The sequence below is a fragment of the Bacteroides bouchesdurhonensis genome (assembly GCF_900155865.1).
GTDB lineage: Bacteria > Bacteroidota > Bacteroidia > Bacteroidales > Bacteroidaceae > Bacteroides > Bacteroides bouchesdurhonensis.
The window spans coordinates 503,838-520,494 of sequence record NZ_LT707006.1 but is presented as its reverse complement, the minus strand read 5'-3'; the positions used below and the strand labels follow the sequence as shown (position 1 = coordinate 520,494).

Annotated in this window: 17 protein-coding genes; 7 read left to right on the top strand and 10 right to left on the bottom strand. The window is 40.4% G+C overall.

The features are described from left to right. The first annotated feature begins 9 nt into the window (after positions 1–9). The 4 genes from CZ225_RS02005 (at position 10) to CZ225_RS23140 (ending at position 3,166) form a co-directional block, all read left to right on the top strand. A complete protein-coding gene (locus CZ225_RS02005; protein WP_083714557.1) occupies positions 10–681 on the top strand; it encodes a DUF4998 domain-containing protein in 672 nt (223 codons plus the stop codon). An 18-nt stretch (positions 682–699) separates the two neighbouring features. Then, complete coding sequence (locus tag CZ225_RS02000; RefSeq protein WP_077152792.1) at positions 700–2,676, top strand: sialate O-acetylesterase; 1,977 nt, start codon at positions 700–702, stop codon at positions 2,674–2,676. A 66-nt stretch (positions 2,677–2,742) separates the two neighbouring features. Next, complete coding sequence (locus tag CZ225_RS01995; RefSeq protein WP_077152791.1) at positions 2,743–2,985, top strand: DUF3863 domain-containing protein; 243 nt, start codon at positions 2,743–2,745, stop codon at positions 2,983–2,985. Continuing rightward, entirely contained in the window at positions 2,954–3,166 is a 213-nt protein-coding gene (locus CZ225_RS23140; protein WP_159441742.1) for a DUF3864 domain-containing protein, read from the top strand. Before CZ225_RS01995 ends, CZ225_RS23140 begins: the two co-directional genes overlap by 32 nt. A gap of 382 nt (positions 3,167–3,548) precedes the next feature. On the opposite strand, the gene CZ225_RS01990 is transcribed toward CZ225_RS23140, so the two are convergent. The 6 genes from CZ225_RS01990 to CZ225_RS01960 form a co-directional block, all read right to left on the bottom strand. Further along, the gene (locus tag CZ225_RS01990) at positions 3,549–4,454 is read right to left on the bottom strand and encodes an alkaline phosphatase family protein (protein ID WP_077152790.1); all 906 of its coding nucleotides are present in this window, start codon (positions 4,452–4,454) and stop codon (positions 3,549–3,551) included. Positions 4,455–4,890: 436 nt separating this feature from the next. Then, a complete protein-coding gene (locus CZ225_RS22910) occupies positions 4,891–5,058 on the bottom strand; it encodes a hypothetical protein (protein WP_234982978.1) in 168 nt (55 codons plus the stop codon). A 55-nt stretch (positions 5,059–5,113) separates the two neighbouring features. Further along, complete coding sequence (dprA, locus tag CZ225_RS01975; RefSeq protein ID WP_077152788.1) at positions 5,114–6,235, bottom strand: DNA-processing protein DprA; 1,122 nt, start codon at positions 6,233–6,235, stop codon at positions 5,114–5,116. Continuing rightward, entirely contained in the window at positions 6,228–6,635 is a 408-nt protein-coding gene (locus tag CZ225_RS01970; RefSeq protein ID WP_077152787.1) for an acyl-CoA thioesterase, read from the bottom strand. The genes dprA and CZ225_RS01970 overlap by 8 nt, the downstream gene beginning before the upstream one ends. Positions 6,636–6,639: 4 nt before the next feature. Further along, positions 6,640–7,923 carry a peptidase U32 family protein gene (locus CZ225_RS01965; RefSeq protein ID WP_077152786.1) on the bottom strand — a complete coding sequence of 428 codons (1,284 nt, stop codon included), beginning with the start codon at positions 7,921–7,923 and terminating at the stop codon, positions 6,640–6,642. An 81-nt stretch (positions 7,924–8,004) separates the two neighbouring features. After that, a complete protein-coding gene (locus CZ225_RS01960) occupies positions 8,005–8,463 on the bottom strand; it encodes a DUF2059 domain-containing protein (RefSeq protein WP_077155646.1) in 459 nt (152 codons plus the stop codon). Between the two features lie 91 nt (positions 8,464–8,554). Here CZ225_RS01960 and dusB point away from each other — a divergent pair, with 91 nt between their 5' ends. Beyond that, on the top strand, positions 8,555–9,553 hold the full coding sequence (gene dusB / locus CZ225_RS01955) for a tRNA dihydrouridine synthase DusB (protein WP_077152785.1): 999 nt from the start codon (positions 8,555–8,557) through the stop codon (positions 9,551–9,553). Between the two features lie 106 nt (positions 9,554–9,659). Here the strand turns inward: dusB and CZ225_RS01950 are convergent, their stop codons facing one another. The 3 genes from CZ225_RS01950 to CZ225_RS01940 are packed head-to-tail and all read right to left on the bottom strand — an operon-like array spanning position 9,660 to position 12,525. Then, entirely contained in the window at positions 9,660–10,625 is a 966-nt protein-coding gene (locus CZ225_RS01950; RefSeq protein ID WP_077152784.1) for a phosphatase PAP2 family protein, read from the bottom strand. Then, the gene (locus CZ225_RS01945) at positions 10,616–11,623 is read right to left on the bottom strand and encodes an NAD-dependent epimerase/dehydratase family protein (RefSeq protein WP_077152783.1); all 1,008 of its coding nucleotides are present in this window, start codon (positions 11,621–11,623) and stop codon (positions 10,616–10,618) included. The genes CZ225_RS01950 and CZ225_RS01945 overlap by 10 nt, the downstream gene beginning before the upstream one ends. Before the next feature lie 2 nt (positions 11,624–11,625). Then, positions 11,626–12,525, bottom strand: a complete 900-nt coding sequence (locus CZ225_RS01940) for a cation diffusion facilitator family transporter (protein WP_077152782.1) — start codon at positions 12,523–12,525, stop codon at positions 11,626–11,628. A gap of 108 nt (positions 12,526–12,633) precedes the next feature. Between CZ225_RS01940 and rnr the strand changes: the two genes are divergently transcribed. Beyond that, positions 12,634–14,790: a ribonuclease R gene (rnr, locus tag CZ225_RS01935; protein WP_077152781.1), complete on the top strand. Its 2,157-nt coding sequence runs from the start codon at positions 12,634–12,636 to the stop codon at positions 14,788–14,790. 88 nt (positions 14,791–14,878) lie between these two features. Next, positions 14,879–15,358 carry a pyridoxamine 5'-phosphate oxidase family protein gene (locus tag CZ225_RS01930; protein WP_077152780.1) on the top strand — a complete coding sequence of 160 codons (480 nt, stop codon included), beginning with the start codon at positions 14,879–14,881 and terminating at the stop codon, positions 15,356–15,358. Positions 15,359–15,480: 122 nt separating this feature from the next. Here CZ225_RS01930 and cysK read toward each other — a convergent pair whose 3' ends face one another. Further along, positions 15,481–16,443 (bottom strand): cysteine synthase A, encoded by a 963-nt coding sequence (cysK, locus tag CZ225_RS01925; RefSeq protein WP_077152779.1) that lies wholly within the window; start codon positions 16,441–16,443, stop codon positions 15,481–15,483. Positions 16,444–16,657: the final 214 nt, after the last annotated feature.

The window sequence follows — 16,657 nt, the reverse complement described above, 5'->3', positions numbered from 1 at the left end:
ATAGATAAAATGAAAAGAATAAGATATATGATCGTTTTACTGTGTGTATTCGTCACATTACTCTCTTGTACAGACCTGGTAGGGACATTTGAGAAATTTCAGGGAGATGGAGAGATTAATTATGTCGGTAAGATTGACTCATTAAAAGTGCATGAGGGATTACATAAAATACAGTTTGAAGGATTTCTTTATTATGCGGAAACGGCTACTGACATAATCATAAAATGGGATGACCAGCAATATACACAAAGTTTGGAAGGATATGCGAAGACGGATGTATTGGAAATATTGTTGGAGGATTTGGAAGAAGACTTATACGTGTTTGATGTGTATACAGTGGACAAGAACAACAATCGCTCCATCGTTACAACCTTACAGGCCAATGTGTATGGTGATAAGTTTATCGCGGCTCAAAATCCGGTGGCGTATACTTATGCCTCGAATGGAGAGGGAGGTTTTATCTTAATGTGGAATGAGATTCCTACACTCATGCAAGTATTGTTGGAGTATACGAATCGGGATGGTGATAAACAGACAGTCGTAGTACCTGCTTTTACCATGCAGACAGAGATTCCCGATATTCAGCCTGATACGCAACTGAAGATTACGACTTGTGTGAAGCCGAATAAAGACGCTTTGGAATATATTTCACTCCCACCAAAATATGAAAATTTTGAATAACTAAAGGACTGATAAAATATGAGATCTAAAGGCTTATTTAGAAGAACATTTGTTACGGTTGCCTGTGGTTTGGCTTTGATGTCAGCGGAAGCGAAAATTACGCTTCCCTCCTTCTTTACCGACAATATGGTGCTTCAACAGCAGGCGACCGTAAAGTTATACGGAACTGCTTCCCCGCTGAAGCAAGTAAGTGTGTGTACAGGATGGGACGGCAAGAAATATGAGACTCGTTCTGATGAACAAGGAGAATGGAGTTTGAATGTGCAGACACCCAAAGCGGGAGGACCTTACGAGCTTACCTTCTCGGACGGTACGAAACTGGTATTGAAAAATATCTTGATAGGTGAAGTCTGGTTCTGCTCCGGACAGTCTAATATGGAAATGCCGCTGGACGGTTGGGGAAAGATTATGAATTATCAGCAGGAGATAGCCAATGCTGATTTCCCCTCTATCCGACTACTTCAAGTAAGACATGCCGTGGATTTTGTTCCACAAACGGATGCTGGTATCGATTTTGGATGGGAGGAATGTACACCGGCTTCTATTCCCGGATTTTCGGCAACCGCCTACTTCTTCGCACGTAAACTGTGGGAAGAGCTGAAGATCCCTATTGGATTGGTACATAGTTCTTGGGGAGGAACTCCGGCAGAACCATGGGTTAGCTATGAGGGGCTGAAGAAAGTTAACAATTACCGAACCTATGCCGAGAAGATGTCGGCAATGTCTGACGGGAAAAAGAATACAAATGAGATTTTCCAACAAGAATATCGTAAGTGGATGGATAACCTTTCACCGCTGGATAAGGGAATGAAAGACGGAAAAGCAGTGTGGGCAACTACAGACTATAACGACAATCAGTGGAAAAGCATGAATGTGCCCGGATATTGGGAGACACAGGGATTGGAAGGATTTGACGGATTGGTATGGTTCAGAAAGGAGATCCGGATTCCGTCCGCTTATCAGGGAAAAACACTGGAACTTTCTTTGTCAAGGATAGATGATGATAATGTTGTTTATTTCAATGGAACGGAGATCGGATCGACCACAGGAGTAGATAAGGAACGACGATATGCCGTACCGGGCGAATTGGTGGAAAGTGGGACTAATCTTATCGCTATACGGGTTTTGGATACTGGAGGTGAAGGCGGTTTCGCAGGTGTACCTGAAAGTCTGGATATCCGTTATGGAAAGAAACGGATAGCAGCATTGGCCGGAGAATGGAAATACAATGTCGGGGCAAGCGGACAGGAGTTACAGGCGTTTTATGCTTCCAAACCGCAAATTACACCTCTGACTCCAGGTGTTCTTTACAATGCCATGGTGCATCCTTTCATCAATTTCCCCATAAAAGGATTTATCTGGTATCAGGGAGAAGGCAACGAGGGGCGCGCTTATGAATATACAGATCTATTTCAGGCATTAATCAATGATTGGCGGCAGAAATGGAATAATCAGGCATTACCGTTTTACTTTGTGCAACTTGCCGCTTTCAGAGAAGCATCTCTCATTGACGTGAATGCTAAATGGCCTTATGTGCGAGAAGCGCAAAGTGCCGCATTAGCATTGTCTAATACGGGTATGGCAATAACCACCGATATTGGAGATGACAAAGACATCCATCCTAAGAACAAGCAGGAGGTCGGACGGCGTTTGGCATTGTTGGCATTAAGAGATACTTATAACAAACAGATCAAAGACGCGTCTGCCCCTGTATATGACACTTATCGAATAGAAGGAAACACCATTCGTATTCGATTTAAAGATTTAGGAAATGGATTCCGGAAGGAAGCTTCATTAAAAGGATTTGCGATTGCCGGTACCGATCATCAATTTTATCCGGCAGAGGCACATTTTGATGGTGATGAGATTATTGTCTACTCAGCGCAGGTCAGTCTTCCTGCTGCAGTACGTTACGGGTGGGCAGATTCGCCGATTTGTAATTTGTTTAGTACATCCGGTTTGCCGATCTCTTCTTTCCGGACCGATAGATGGTAAAAAGGTAATCCTAATCGTTTGTTGTGAGATCATTGACAGGAATATAAATTATTAATATAAGAATAAATGAAGTATTGGAAGATTGGTTGCAGCTGGTTCTTGGGATTAGTGATAACTAGTTGCACGAACTCAGCATTGGAGTTACAGGGGAATCGTTTTTTAACTATAAATACAGTCATTCGTGTTAACCAAATAGAGGTGACAAGAGACAAGAACGTAGGGGTTGATGAGCGTGAATGGCATACCCCGGAAAGAGTCGTTCAGTTTCGTAATGCTGTTGAGAAAGGTTTTCCCGGAGCAAAGGATTGACTTTACCCGCTACGATGTAAAAGTAGAGGAGCCCGTATTCGGGTCTACACGCAATTGGACACTATATGGAGAGATAAATCAAAAACGGACTCGTCAGCAAGATGAACCTGTTTGTGTCGATCAGCTAACAGATATACAAAAAGAGGTGATCTGCTCTTATTATCCGGAGGTATTTGATTGAATATAAATATGAAGCGAGTCAGTACACTACTTATGGTTTGAATAGCGTACATATCTTACACGAATGCATACAATAAACCGTCAGAGAGTGTCTGAAAATGCGCTTTCTAAAATCGTTATCTTAGAGCATGTATGTCATCGAATCCCAATTTTACAGTTACCCAATTTTAATTGCCCTATATTCCTCTCTTTTTTTGTTAGTAGCCAAATCTTGTTCGACACCCGGGTGTCATACATACTCAGACCCGGGTCTCGACATGTTCAACACCCGGGTGTCGAACTGCTTGAGACCCGGGTGTCGTACAAACTTCCACTACTACAAAAAAAGAATTTCATTACTGGAAAACAAATGTAGCTTAGTAGCCTGCCCAAAATAGCATATACTACTTAAACACTTGCTTCATCGGCCGTCCAATCCATACTTGCGGTTGTTTCAATCCGAAAATAGATGCAATAGTGGAAGCAACATCATACTGCATCATGCTTTCCGAAAATTCACCACCCGACTTTATATTCTTACCGGAAATAATAAAGGGAGTTTCCATCTCTTGCATAGTAATTCCACCATGTCCTTTATTGATTCCACCATGATCGGAAGTTATAATAAAGATTGTTTGTTTCAGCATTCCAGCCTCTTCCACAGCACTGACAATCCGGCCGATATATGTATCCAATTCTTTTAGTTTAGCATAATAGGCAGGTGTATCGTGTCCCGCTCCATGTCCTACATGATCGGGATTATCAAAACAAACGGCAAGCAATGTAGGTTTCTTTTCTTTGATATAACTTTCTGCCATACGGCACAGGACCTCCGGGTTTTCTGTATAATCAGGTGATAAAGCATGATGGTTCAAAGCCAGTGTATCTACCAAATATTTAATCCCTTCCCACTCATATAGACAACCTATTTCTGCATCCGGACGAGCCTCCCTCAATAACTGAAAAATAGTAGGGAAAATTCCATGTTCGTTCACTACACGCGAAGGAAGTTCCGGTGTACGTGAACCCCATTGCGTATATCCATGTAATTCCGGACCTGCTCCCATAAACATTGAGGCCCAATTGATCGCACTCGAAGAAGGAAGTGCGGTACGTTTCTTTAGCGTATAACATCCATCCGCCATCATCTGCTTAACAACAGGCATATCAGCTTTTGGTACACTATAAGCTCCCCAACCATCCAAACCAATAAAAATAACATATTTTGCTTTCTCCTTAGCTTGACCGGAAGAAGTAACAGAGGAGATTAATATAAATAATAAGATCAGCAGAAAAGAATTTATTTTCATAAGTGTACTATTAAATATTTAATTGTTAAAACAGGATGATATCAAAAGATTCATATAATTTTAATACTGTCAAACCGATAACAAAGGAAATTTGAGTAAAAATAACTATAAAGTTTATAAAGTCCCAATATTTTTCAAAGATATTTTAGTATTAAACAAATTTTGCTCTCATAATCCTTCTTCATTGATTGATTATGAAGCAAATGGTACCGTATATTATATAGGTTCTTTGATTACGGAAACCTACCTAGCCTATTTCCGTGTACGCTAACAGTGAAAAACAGTGAAAGAAATCAAAAGAGAAACAAATACGCGCAATTTATTTGGATGTATAGTCATAAAGACATACATTTGTCATGTGATTTTTTTCATAGTATTAGATTTAAGGTTAACAAAGGTTGGAGCAAAGCGTTGCTCCTTTTTTTATGCCAGTCTATCAACTTTTCTCTATTGGCTTTCTTAGTTTATTTGCTATTTGCAACAAGTGTCCTTTATAGTCTACCATAGAAATCATGTCAGCTTCCGCTACATTCATTTGTTTCATACGTGCAACATAGGCATCCAACCCCTGCTCATCAAAGATACAATGCTTCAATTCATCCACCTTCAGAAAAGTATATAAACCATCATTGTTAAATATGTCAGATTAATAATTAAAGTTACAATAACTGATACATCCCTCCAGCCAATACACGAATCACTCCTTTCATCTCCAACTCAAAAAGAAGGCCACTCATCTTATGGACAGGAATGTCCGTCCCTACCACTAAAGCATTGATCTGCAAATCACCCTGCTTTTCCAAAAGGTTAACTATCTTTTGTTCTTCAACGGATAAATCAAGGAAAAGACTACGTTGAACACTTTCTACTTTTACTGAATGAGAATCACTATTCCAGCCCATTGCTTTAACCAAGTCCTCGGCAGAAAGAAGCAGAGAAGCCTTATTATCACGAAGTAACTGATTACATCCCTTAGAATACTCATCGCTGATACGACCCGGAAAAGCAAAACAATCCCGGTTATATCCCTCGGCAAGTTCGGCTGTGATTAAAGAACCTCCTTTCTCTGCAGACTCAATAACAATAGTAGCATCACACATTCCGGCAACAATACGGTTACGACTCACAAAATTATGACGATCCGGATTTGTTCCGGAGACAAACTCAGTCAGAAGTCCTCCGTTATCAAGCATGTCAATAGCGGTTTTCCGATGTACATAAGGATAAATACGATCCAATCCATGAGCAAGAACACCGACTGTAGACAATTCATTTGCGAGAGCTTCCCGATGAGCATGAATATCAATCCCATAAGCCAGTCCGCTAACCACCAATACATCCGGACAAAGAGCTTTCAAATCCCGTAGCAAGGTAGCACAAATTTGAGTACCATATTCAGTAGCATTGCGCGTACCCACCATATTTATAATGTGCAGTGAATTTAAATCAGCGTTACCTTTAAAGAAAAGAACGATAGGAGCATCCTCACATTCCCGAAGACGGGAAGGATAGTTTTCATCCATAAACGTCAGACAACGGATACGATTCTTTTGAATAAATTCCAGCTCTTGTTCGGCACGTGCAATAGCTTGCGGGCAGTCCAAGGCTTTTATGATACGTTCATTAACATCCGGTAATCGATCGGGAAGATCTTTACGGAAACGAAATACATCAGTGGCACTTTTCATGCCATCGATCAAACGCTTTGCCCCTATATGCCCGATACCGGGCACCATAGTCAAAGCAATGCTATAAATCTGTTCTTCTTCGTTATCAGTCATTTAGGTATGGTGCAAAGACATTGTCGAATAATTCGCTGTCACTCAAACGTCCGTTTACCACACATACCGTTTCAACAGTGGATTTCACTACTACTTTATTATCACTTTTCCGGAAAATATCCTGATAAAATACATACTTGATACCTTCCTTTTTCATAGATAGCTTCGAGATAAATTCATCCCCACTTTTCAATGGAGTCTTGAAAGCCATATTGATGCGTGCCACTACCGGATCGACTCCCTGTTCATGGAGAGCAGCGAAACTAACACCTACCGAAGTCAAAAACTCATGACGGGTATGTTCCAGATAGTGTTGATAATTGGCATTATTAACAATACCCTGAAGGTCACATTCATAGTCGCGAACCTTCATTTCCAACTCATATATATACTGATTCATGACTTTATCCTCTCTTCTGTTCGATATCGATCCCTTTAAATTTCTTCAGTTCTTCGGTCGATACCAACTTATACAGTTTGTCATTAGGACGTATGCGGTCAGACTTCATAGAGAAGTGTTCACCCTTTTTTACGGTTTGCACCGGTTCCAAGTCTACACGTGCTTCATCTAAAGTCATAAACAGAGCACCAGTAGTTGGACCTGTAATCAACAGTTTATCACCGACACTGACTTCGGCAGCCTCCACCAAAAATTCAGAGACACCGATATTAGAGAAATATTTGACTCCTTTACCTACATAGATCTTACGTTCTGTAGCAGCCGAACCATAATTCCGAGTCCATTCACCCAAACGTTGTCCCAGATAATATCCATCCCAGAAACCACGATTGAAAACCGTTTTCAGACGTTCGTCCCAAGCAGCAATTTTCTCATCGGTAAAGGTTCCTTCCACGTATGACTTGATCGCTTCCTTATAGCATTCTACAACTGTACGCACATATTCAGGACCGCGAGCACGACCTTCTATCTTGAACACTCGTACACCTGCATCCATCATCTTGTTCATGAAGTGAATGGTCTTCAAGTCTTTCGGCGACATGATATATTCATTATCAATATCCAGCTCTACATCGGTTTCTTTATCACGAACCGTATAAGAACGACGGCATACCTGCATACAAGCACCACGATTGGCCGAATGGTTCATCTCATGCAATGACAGGTAACACTTACCGGAAACAGCCATACAAAGTGCGCCATGACAGAACATCTCGATACGAAGTTGTTCTCCGCTCGGACCACAGATATTCTCTTCACGAATCTGACGGTATATTTCGGCTACCTGTTCCAGATTCAATTCACGAGCCAAGACTACTACATCTGCAAATTGAGCATAAAACTTCAATGCTTCCGCATTAGAGATATTCAATTGCGTAGAAAGATGTACCTCCTGCCCTATCTGAAAAGCATAATTCATCACTGCCACATCAGCAGCAATAACTGCAGAAATTCCTGCTTCCTTTGCTGCGTCCACAATGGTACGCATTAAAGGGATATCGTTATCGTAAATAATCGTATTTACAGTCAGATAGCTTTTCACTCCATGCGCGTCACAAGTCTGTGCAATCTCGCGCAAATCATCAATGGTAAATGTATTGGCCGAGCGGGCACGCATATTCAGGTTTGCTATACCAAAATAAATAGAATCCGCTCCTGCCTGAAGGGCAGCAGACAATGATTCACGTGAGCCGACAGGAGCCATAATTTCAAAATCCGTAATATTCATCAGTACTGTCAGATAATCTTTTAAATATGATAAGAAAGTGCAAAGGTACAAAGTTTATCTGTATCTAAGACTTAATTTATCTTACTGGGCCTTCAACTCATTCTGAAGTTCAGTCGCCATTTCCATACCTATCTTCTGTCCCAACTGCATTCCTTCTACAGTCATCTTAGGAGTAGCTTCTGCTAATTTCTTTCCAATTGGAGTTTCATAAAATGCAATCAAATCTTTTAGATCATCTATAGTCAGGTATTTCTGATAAATAGGGACATAGAGATCCACCATTCTATCAGCGAACTTTGTTTTCCATTTAGCAGCAAAATCATCCCAAAAAGCGTCCGCTGTACCGGGTGAAGCTTGTTTCATCATACTTACCATTTGCGGTACCATCGTTTTCGAAACTTCTAAAGCACCGGAAAGATTCATCATCTTCTCCAACGTTGCTCTATATTCTTTATTATTATCACTTTGTGCATAAACCGAAGTTACAGTAGCGAAAAGCATTATCATACTTACAGCTGTTAAAAACAGACCTTTTCTCATAATTCTAAATTTGTTAAATGAATGAATAGATACAAAAGTAGGTATTTTTTCCATATTTTTGCAGTATAATAATCATTAGTTCAATTTATTCATGAAAATAGGCCACATAGACCTGGGAAAACATCCCATACTGCTCGCCCCAATGGAAGACGTTACAGATCCTGCTTTTCGCCTGATGTGCAAAAAGTTTGGTGCCGACATGGTATACACTGAGTTTGTATCCAGCGACGCCCTCATTCGTTCAGTCAGCAAAACCGCACAGAAATTAAGTATCAGTGACGAAGAACGGCCTGTTGCTATCCAGATATACGGTAAAGATACGGAAACGATGGTTGAAGCTGCTAAAATCGTAGAGCAGGCACAACCGGATATTCTGGATATAAACTTCGGGTGTCCGGTGAAAAGAGTAGCAGGAAAGGGAGCAGGTGCAGGTATGTTGCAGAATATCCCCAAAATGTTGGAGATTACTCGTGCCGTAGTAGATGCAGTCAAGATACCTGTCACTGTAAAAACTCGATTAGGTTGGGATGCAAGCAACAAGATTATCGTTGATCTGGCAGAGCAGTTACAGGATTGTGGCATTGCGGCATTGACCATTCATGGTCGTACCCGGGCACAAATGTATACGGGAGAGGCAGACTGGACCTTAATTGGTGAAGTCAAGAATAACCCAAGAATGCATATTCCTATCATTGGTAATGGAGACGTAACCACTCCTCAACGTTGTAAAGAATGCTTTGACCGTTATGGAGTAGATGCAGTCATGATCGGACGTGCCAGCTTCGGACGTCCCTGGATCTTCAAAGAAATGAAGCACTACCTAGAGACAGGGGAAGAGTTACCTCCACTCAGTTTTGAATGGTGCATGGAAGTACTTCGACAAGAAGTAATCGACAGCGTAAACTTACTAGATGAGCGTAGAGGTATCCTGCATGTTCGTCGCCATCTGGCTGCCAGCCCTATATTTAAAGGTATTCCGAATTTCCGCAATACTCGTATTGCTATGCTTAGGGCGGAAACAAAAGAGGACCTTTTCCATATCTTTGAAGAGGTACATACCATCATGTCATCAGCTAATGAAAATATCTAATTAAAACTTTAGCAATATGAAAGTTATTAGATCTATTGCAACAATTATCCTATTGTGGCATGATGATTACTTGTAATCATTATACAAAACAAGAAAATCACCGAAACTATTTGAACATAGGCACTGCAAACCACTTTTTAAACATCCAGGTTACCACCACATACAACAGAAAAGCTGAGAAGAAGCCTACAATAGCATCAATTGCATAATGAGCTTGAATATATACGGTAGCTCCACATAATAATAGATAAAACGGCAACAGACAGCCAAACAGTATCTTGCTACCACGCCACGCCATAATCATCAGTATAGTGGAAATACCGACATGGGAACTGGGAAATGCGGCTGTAGGACGTTCACCTACTTGTTGGGAACCCTCTACAAGATTATAAAAAAATCCATGTTGATAACCTGGTCCCGGCAACAATTCCTGATGAAGATTAAAATAATCACCAATAGCTGGAAAAGTTCCTTTTGCCACGTGTTCAATCCCAATAGCAGGGAAATAGAATTGCGGTCCTGCCACCGGAATGAAAATATAAATTAAGTAATAGATAAAGAAAGAAGTGACCAATACAAAAGACATCTTCTCGAATAAATCGAATTTATAGATAAAATAGAATAAAGTTACAATCACTATCATTGGATAATAGAAGAAGTATCCCATGTTAAATGCTTCACTCACCAATAAATGAGGGAAAGTATCACAGAACCAGATAGCGGGCTGACCATTGAAAATAAACTGTTCAGTTACAGCAAAGATATGATCCAGATTCGGGAAAAAGCGGTTAAACTCAAAAGTATCCGGATACCAGTAGGACAACAAACTCATTTGTATAACAATACGTACAAAAGCCGAGAACTTACAAGGAGCCAGCCGGTAAAGGTACATCAACAAAAAAGTCATTGCAGCAATCATTGCCCTATCCAGCAACATATGCCATGGATGGTCCATTCGCTGAAACAGGAACAGAATTAATATGGAGGTCAGCAGATTATAAATCAATGTTATCTTCTCCACTGCGAACAACCCTTTCCGGGTTTCTACACGCTTAAATAAGTCTAAAGCCATCCTTCGTTTTTATACCAGGCAATCGTTTCACGGACTCCTCTTTCCAAATCATACTCGGGAGTATACCCTAATTCTTCTATTGTAGGGGTAATGTCGCATTGCCAATTGCGTTGTTTCATTATCTTATACTTATCCAAATTCAATGTACTGCACTTTCCTGAGCGCATGGCAATGAATTGAGCAAGCAAAGATATAACTTTTAGCACAATTAATGGACATTTCACACGAATAACAAACGGATTGCCTAACTCTTTTTGAATTAAGTCCGAAAATACACGACTCTGATATACTTTACCGTCCGACAGAAAATAAGTTTTCTGTACTACTTTCTTCTCTATTCCCAAGAAAATTGCCTGAACAATATCTTTTACATAAACGAAAGTCAAATCCTGCCGACGGAAACCAACTGAAAAGTCCATATGACGTTGAATGGATTTCGCCATCAGGAAATAATCCATTTCTCGTGGACCATACACTCCTGTAGGACGATAAATAACATAAGGGAATCCGGGAATACTTTGAATATAAAGTTCAGCCTTTAGTTTACTTAACCCATAAGCAGTGTTAGGGATTGGAGTATCATCTGCCTCAATAGGAGAATAATCCTTATCGCGCACTGGTCCAAAAACACTCAGCGTACTAATATAAATAAACTGTTTGGGAACCATATTAAGCACTTTCAAGGTATCGATGAAATATTTCGTCTGTAGATAATTCACGTAATCGAAAGATTTTGAATCAATACACTTAGTGACACCGGCACAATGGATGATGTAATCAAACTTATTGTATGTCCCTTTGTAACCGGAAAGTTGGGCACGAAGTTCATTGGGATGAGTAAAATCGAGTTCCAGAAAATGAATTTTCCTGTTCTTCAGATATTTCTTGCTACTAGTAGACCGTATTCCTGCCCAAACGTTAAACTTACGTTTCAAAGCCTCTTCAACAATGAAACTACCAATAAACCCACTTGCCCCTGTGATCAAAATACTCTCCATTACTACTTTTTAGGTTCTACATGAATATTGATTAATGTTCCCTCACCGAATATATCTTTCAATCTATGCTCAATTGCGGTAGCAGTAACATGCGCTTCCTCCAATGTAATATTTCCGTCCATTCGTACGTGCACCTCAATGGCATAGTAACTACCAATACGCCGGGTACGCAAATGATGCGGCTCACTCACACCCGGAAAAGACAACAGTGCTTGTTCAATTTCTTTTTCCACCTCATCTGGTAATGATTTTTCCAATAGTTCATCCACACAAGGAATTAATAACTGAATCGCTACTTTTATAATAAAGAAACTAACAATCACTGCAGCAACCGGATCAAGTACCCGCCAGTTTTCTCCCAACAAAATAGCTCCTCCGATACCAATCGCTGTTCCGATAGAAGAAAGCGCATCACTCCGATGATGCCAAGCATTCGCTATAACAGCTTGTGAATCCAATTTCTTCCCTTCAATCACTGTATATTGATACAATATCTCTTTGGCAACTATAGAAACAAGTGCCGCTATCAGAGCCACCATCCCCGGTTTTTCCAACTGTTGCCCCTTGATAAAAGCATAAATAGAGGAAGCTCCATTCCACAATATTCCAAAACCGACAACCAACAACAATAATCCGATTATTGCTGTGGCCAATGTTTCATACTTTCCATGTCCATAATCGTGGGTTTTATCTTGCGGTTTATTGGAAATCCGTACAAACACAATAACGACCAAATCTGTGACAAAATCTGACAATGAATGCACTGCATCGGCCAACATAGCCGCACTATGCCCCATAAATCCTGCCACAAACTTGAAAACAAGCAGCAGAAAATTAACGCTACTACCGATTATCGTGACTTTATAAATTCCTCGTTCACGAGCAGTCTTTTTATCCTCCATTTTGTTACATTATCAATAAGATATTGGCAAATGTACATGAAAATCTTGAATTATTGATATTTAATCATTTACTTTGTAGTAAGAATAGTAATTTAGAACGATTCAATTATGGCGAAAAAGAAAGAAAAAAAAGAAAAGAAGGCCGGTAAAAGAATGGGAAAACAACAATTGGCCGCATTATTGATAGACTTTTTCCATGCCAAACCCAACGAAACGCTCAGTATGAAATATATCTTCGCGGAGTTACATCTCACCACTCATCCGCAAAAGATGTTGTGCGTCGATATTCTACACGACTTGTCAGACGACGATTATATCAGCGAAATAGAGAAAGGCAAGTTCCGCATGAATAGCCACGGAACAGAAATGGTAGGTACATTCCAGCGTAAGAGTAATGGAAAGAATTCATTTATCCCCGAAGATGGAGGCGAACCGGTCTTCGTTGCAGAACGAAACTCTGCACATGCAATGAATAATGATAAAGTAAAAATCGTATTCTATGCCAAACGAAAGAAAAGAGAAGCAGAGGGAGAGGTTATTGAAATATTAGAACGTGCCAATGATACCTTTGTAGGAACACTAGAGGTAGCTAACTCATATGCTTTTCTGGTAACAGAAAACCGTACGCTTGCCAATGATATTTTCATTCCGAAAGATAAATTAAAAGGGGGAAAGACTGGTGACAAAGCAATTGTAAAAGTGACTGAATGGCCGGATAAAGCCAAAAATCCCATCGGTCAGGTAATCGACATATTGGGCAAAGCCGGAGATAACACAACGGAAATGCACGCAATCCTTGCCGAATTCGGATTGCCGTACGTTTATCCGAAAGCGGTAGAGACAGCAGCGGATAAAATTCCTGCTGAGATCACTTCCGACGAAATAGCCCGGCGTGAGGATTTCCGCCAAATAACCACTTTTACTATCGATCCGAAAGACGCAAAAGATTTTGATGACGCCCTTTCCATTCGCCTGCTAAAAGACGGATTATGGGAAGTTGGCGTACATATTGCAGATGTGACCCATTATGTGAAAGAAGGTGGTATCATCGATAGAGAAGCAGAGAAACGAGCAACTTCCGTATATCTGGTAGACCGTACTATCCCAATGCTTCCCGAACGTTTATGTAATTTTATCTGCTCACTTCGACCCAATGAAGAGAAACTCGCATTTTCCGTTATTTTCGATATTACAGAAAAAGGGGAAGTGAACGACTCTCGCATTGTACATACAGTTATCAGATCCGACCGCCGTTTTACTTATGAAGAGGCACAGCAGATTATCGAAACAAAGGAAGGAGATTTTAAGGAAGAAGTACTTATGCTGGATACGATAGCAAAAGCACTTCGGGAGAAACGCTTTGCCGCAGGAGCTATCAACTTTGACCGCTATGAAGTAAAGTTTGAAATTGACGAAAAGGGAAAGCCAATCAGTGTTTATTTCAAAGAGTCTAAAGACGCCAATAAATTGGTGGAAGAATTTATGCTACTAGCCAACAGGACAGTAGCCGAGAAAGTAGGAAGAGTACCTAAGAACAAAAAGGCTAAAGTACTTCCTTACCGTATTCATGATCTTCCAGATCCTGAAAAGTTAGATAATCTGGCGCAGTTCATAGCCCGCTTTGGATATAAAGTACGTACTAGTGGAACGAAAACGGATATTTCGAAATCTATCAATCATTTATTAGATGACGTTCATGGTAAGAAAGAAGAGAATCTGATTGAAACTGTCTCTATCCGAGCCATGCAAAAAGCTCGTTATTCTACGCACAATATCGGACACTACGGATTGGCTTTTGACTACTACACACATTTTACCTCTCCGATTCGTCGGTTCCCGGATATGATGGTACACCGTCTGGTTACAAAATATATGGATGGAGGTCGTAGCGTATCGGAAACGAAGTATGAAGATCTATGCGATCATAGTTCGAATATGGAACAAGTGGCTGCCAATGCCGAACGTGCTTCTATCAAGTATAAACAGGTAGAGTTTATGAGTGAACGCCTTGGACAAGTATATGATGGTGTGATCTCCGGAGTTACGGAATGGGGCCTTTATGTAGAACTGAACGAAAACAAATGCGAAGGAATGGTTCCTATGCGTGATCTGGATGACGATTATTACGAATTCGATGAGAAAAATTACTGTCTGCGTGGACGTCGCAAAAACCGGACATACAGTTTGGGTGATGCGATTACTATTCGCGTGGCAAGAGCAAACTTAGAGAAGAAACAATTGGACTTTCAATTAATCGAAAAATAAATCTATCACAAAAAGTCGCAGTGCTTTTATTATCTTAAATTTGTTTCTCTGCGGCTTTTGTGTATTCATTCTTTATAAATAAACAGCAATGAAAACAGTTGTTATTGAGGATATACAACGAATTGAATCCATTATTTTGCATTGTGATGCTTGCTTTGTAGGTATTACGGATTTAGAGGGGAACCCTTATGTGGTACCCATGAACTTTGGTTATGAAAACGGTATAATCTACTTGCACTCAGGTCCTGAAGGAAGCAAAGTGGAGATGTTGGAACACAATAATAACGTCTGTATCACGTTCAGCCTCGGACATAAACTTGTCTACCAACATGAGAAAGTGGCTTGCAGCTATAGTATGCGTTCTGAAAGTGCTATGTGCAGGGGGAAAGTAGAGTTTATCGAAAATATGGACGAAAAACGCCATGCACTGGACATCATCATGCGACATTATACAGATAATGAGTTTGTATACTCCGATCCTGCTGTACGAAATGTGAAGGTATGGCAAGTTTCGGTTAAACAAATGACAGGAAAAATTTTTGGTTTGCGCCCTAATGAGGAGCCCTAACCCACAAAAGTATCCTGTGTTTTATTAAAATCAAGAATCGCTATAGTCACTCTTTGAGGAGTTTCTATAGCGATTTCTAATATAACTAACCATACACAACACTAGAGATAGAACATATTGAATTATCTTTTCTCATCACCGAGAGGATATTCTTCAAAAGCATATAAAATAGTAGATAGATATCGTTCCCCTGTATCAGGTAACAATACTACAATCATTTTACCTTCATTCTCCGGTCGTTTTGCCAACTCTGTAGCCGCATATACGGCAGCTCCTGAAGAAATACCTACCAGAAGTCCTTCTTCTTTCGCTAATTGACGGCTGGTACGAATGGCATCATCGTTCTGTACTTGAATAATCTCATCCACTACGGCAGGATTGTAAGTTTTAGGAACAAAGCCTGCTCCTATTCCCTGTATCTTGTGTGGACCGGGTTTTCCACCTGACAAAACAGGAGAATCTGTTGGTTCTACAGCAATAATCTTCACACTAGGATCACGCATCTTCAATGCTTCACCCACGCCACTTACTGTTCCGCCAGTACCAACACCTGCCACGAAAATATCTACTTTTCCTTCGGTATCTCGCCATATTTCCAATCCGGTAGTTCGCAGATGTACATTTGGATTTGCAGGATTCTCAAATTGTTGTAAGATAACAGCACCGGGAGTAGCGGCTTTCAATTCTTCTGCCTTAGCAATTGCTCCTTTCATTCCATCAGCACCGGGAGTCAATACCAGTTCAGCTCCCAATGCTTTCAACAAATTCCTGCGTTCGACGCTCATCGTATCCGGCATTGTCAAAATCAACTTATATCCTTTTGAAGCAGCAACAAAGGCCAGTCCTACTCCGGTATTTCCACTCGTCGGCTCTATTATGGTAGCCCCCGGATGCAAAACTCCTTTTCCTTCGGCGTCTGCTATCATTGCCAATGCTATACGGTCTTTCACACTTCCCGCAGGATTGAAATATTCAAGCTTTGCTACCAGACGGGCTTTCAGCCCTTTACTTTTATTATATTTCCCAAGTTCCAATAATGGAGTATTACCTATCAAATCCGTCAATCTCTTTGCTATCTTTTCCATATATTCCTGTTTTAAATTCTTTTGTTTTAAGATATTACAAAAATAACACCGATTTTGTTGTCAGTAAATACCACAGTTATGGTAATTTCATACCATGTCTGTATTACGAAAGCCTGTATACACTAGTATATTTACCTTTATAAATAAAATAATGAGATTCACTGGGAATTACATAGGCACCAAGTCCCACTAAAAAAATTCCGGGCAATCAATA

What these genes read in the sequence shown, in the direction of transcription:
- dprA (WP_077152788.1), bottom strand. Translation starts at nt 6,235, where the DNA reads ATGACTGATAACGAAGAAGAACAGATTTATAGCATTGCTTTGACTATG.
- CZ225_RS01995 (WP_077152791.1), top strand. Translation starts at nt 2,743, where the DNA reads ATGAAGTATTGGAAGATTGGTTGCAGCTGGTTCTTGGGATTAGTGATA.
- CZ225_RS01965 (WP_077152786.1), bottom strand. Translation starts at nt 7,923, where the DNA reads ATGAATATTACGGATTTTGAAATTATGGCTCCTGTCGGCTCACGTGAA.
- CZ225_RS01960 (WP_077155646.1), bottom strand. Translation starts at nt 8,463, where the DNA reads ATGAGAAAAGGTCTGTTTTTAACAGCTGTAAGTATGATAATGCTTTTC.
- CZ225_RS01930 (WP_077152780.1), top strand. Translation starts at nt 14,879, where the DNA reads ATGAAAACAGTTGTTATTGAGGATATACAACGAATTGAATCCATTATT.
- CZ225_RS01940 (WP_077152782.1), bottom strand. Translation starts at nt 12,525, where the DNA reads ATGGAGGATAAAAAGACTGCTCGTGAACGAGGAATTTATAAAGTCACG.
- CZ225_RS01970 (WP_077152787.1), bottom strand. Translation starts at nt 6,635, where the DNA reads ATGAATCAGTATATATATGAGTTGGAAATGAAGGTTCGCGACTATGAA.
- CZ225_RS01950 (WP_077152784.1), bottom strand. Translation starts at nt 10,625, where the DNA reads ATGGCTTTAGACTTATTTAAGCGTGTAGAAACCCGGAAAGGGTTGTTC.
- CZ225_RS01990 (WP_077152790.1), bottom strand. Translation starts at nt 4,454, where the DNA reads ATGAAAATAAATTCTTTTCTGCTGATCTTATTATTTATATTAATCTCC.
- cysK (WP_077152779.1), bottom strand. Translation starts at nt 16,443, where the DNA reads ATGGAAAAGATAGCAAAGAGATTGACGGATTTGATAGGTAATACTCCA.
- CZ225_RS02000 (WP_077152792.1), top strand. Translation starts at nt 700, where the DNA reads ATGAGATCTAAAGGCTTATTTAGAAGAACATTTGTTACGGTTGCCTGT.
- CZ225_RS01945 (WP_077152783.1), bottom strand. Translation starts at nt 11,623, where the DNA reads ATGGAGAGTATTTTGATCACAGGGGCAAGTGGGTTTATTGGTAGTTTC.
- rnr (WP_077152781.1), top strand. Translation starts at nt 12,634, where the DNA reads ATGGCGAAAAAGAAAGAAAAAAAAGAAAAGAAGGCCGGTAAAAGAATG.
- dusB (WP_077152785.1), top strand. Translation starts at nt 8,555, where the DNA reads ATGAAAATAGGCCACATAGACCTGGGAAAACATCCCATACTGCTCGCC.
- CZ225_RS02005 (WP_083714557.1), top strand. Translation starts at nt 10, where the DNA reads ATGAAAAGAATAAGATATATGATCGTTTTACTGTGTGTATTCGTCACA.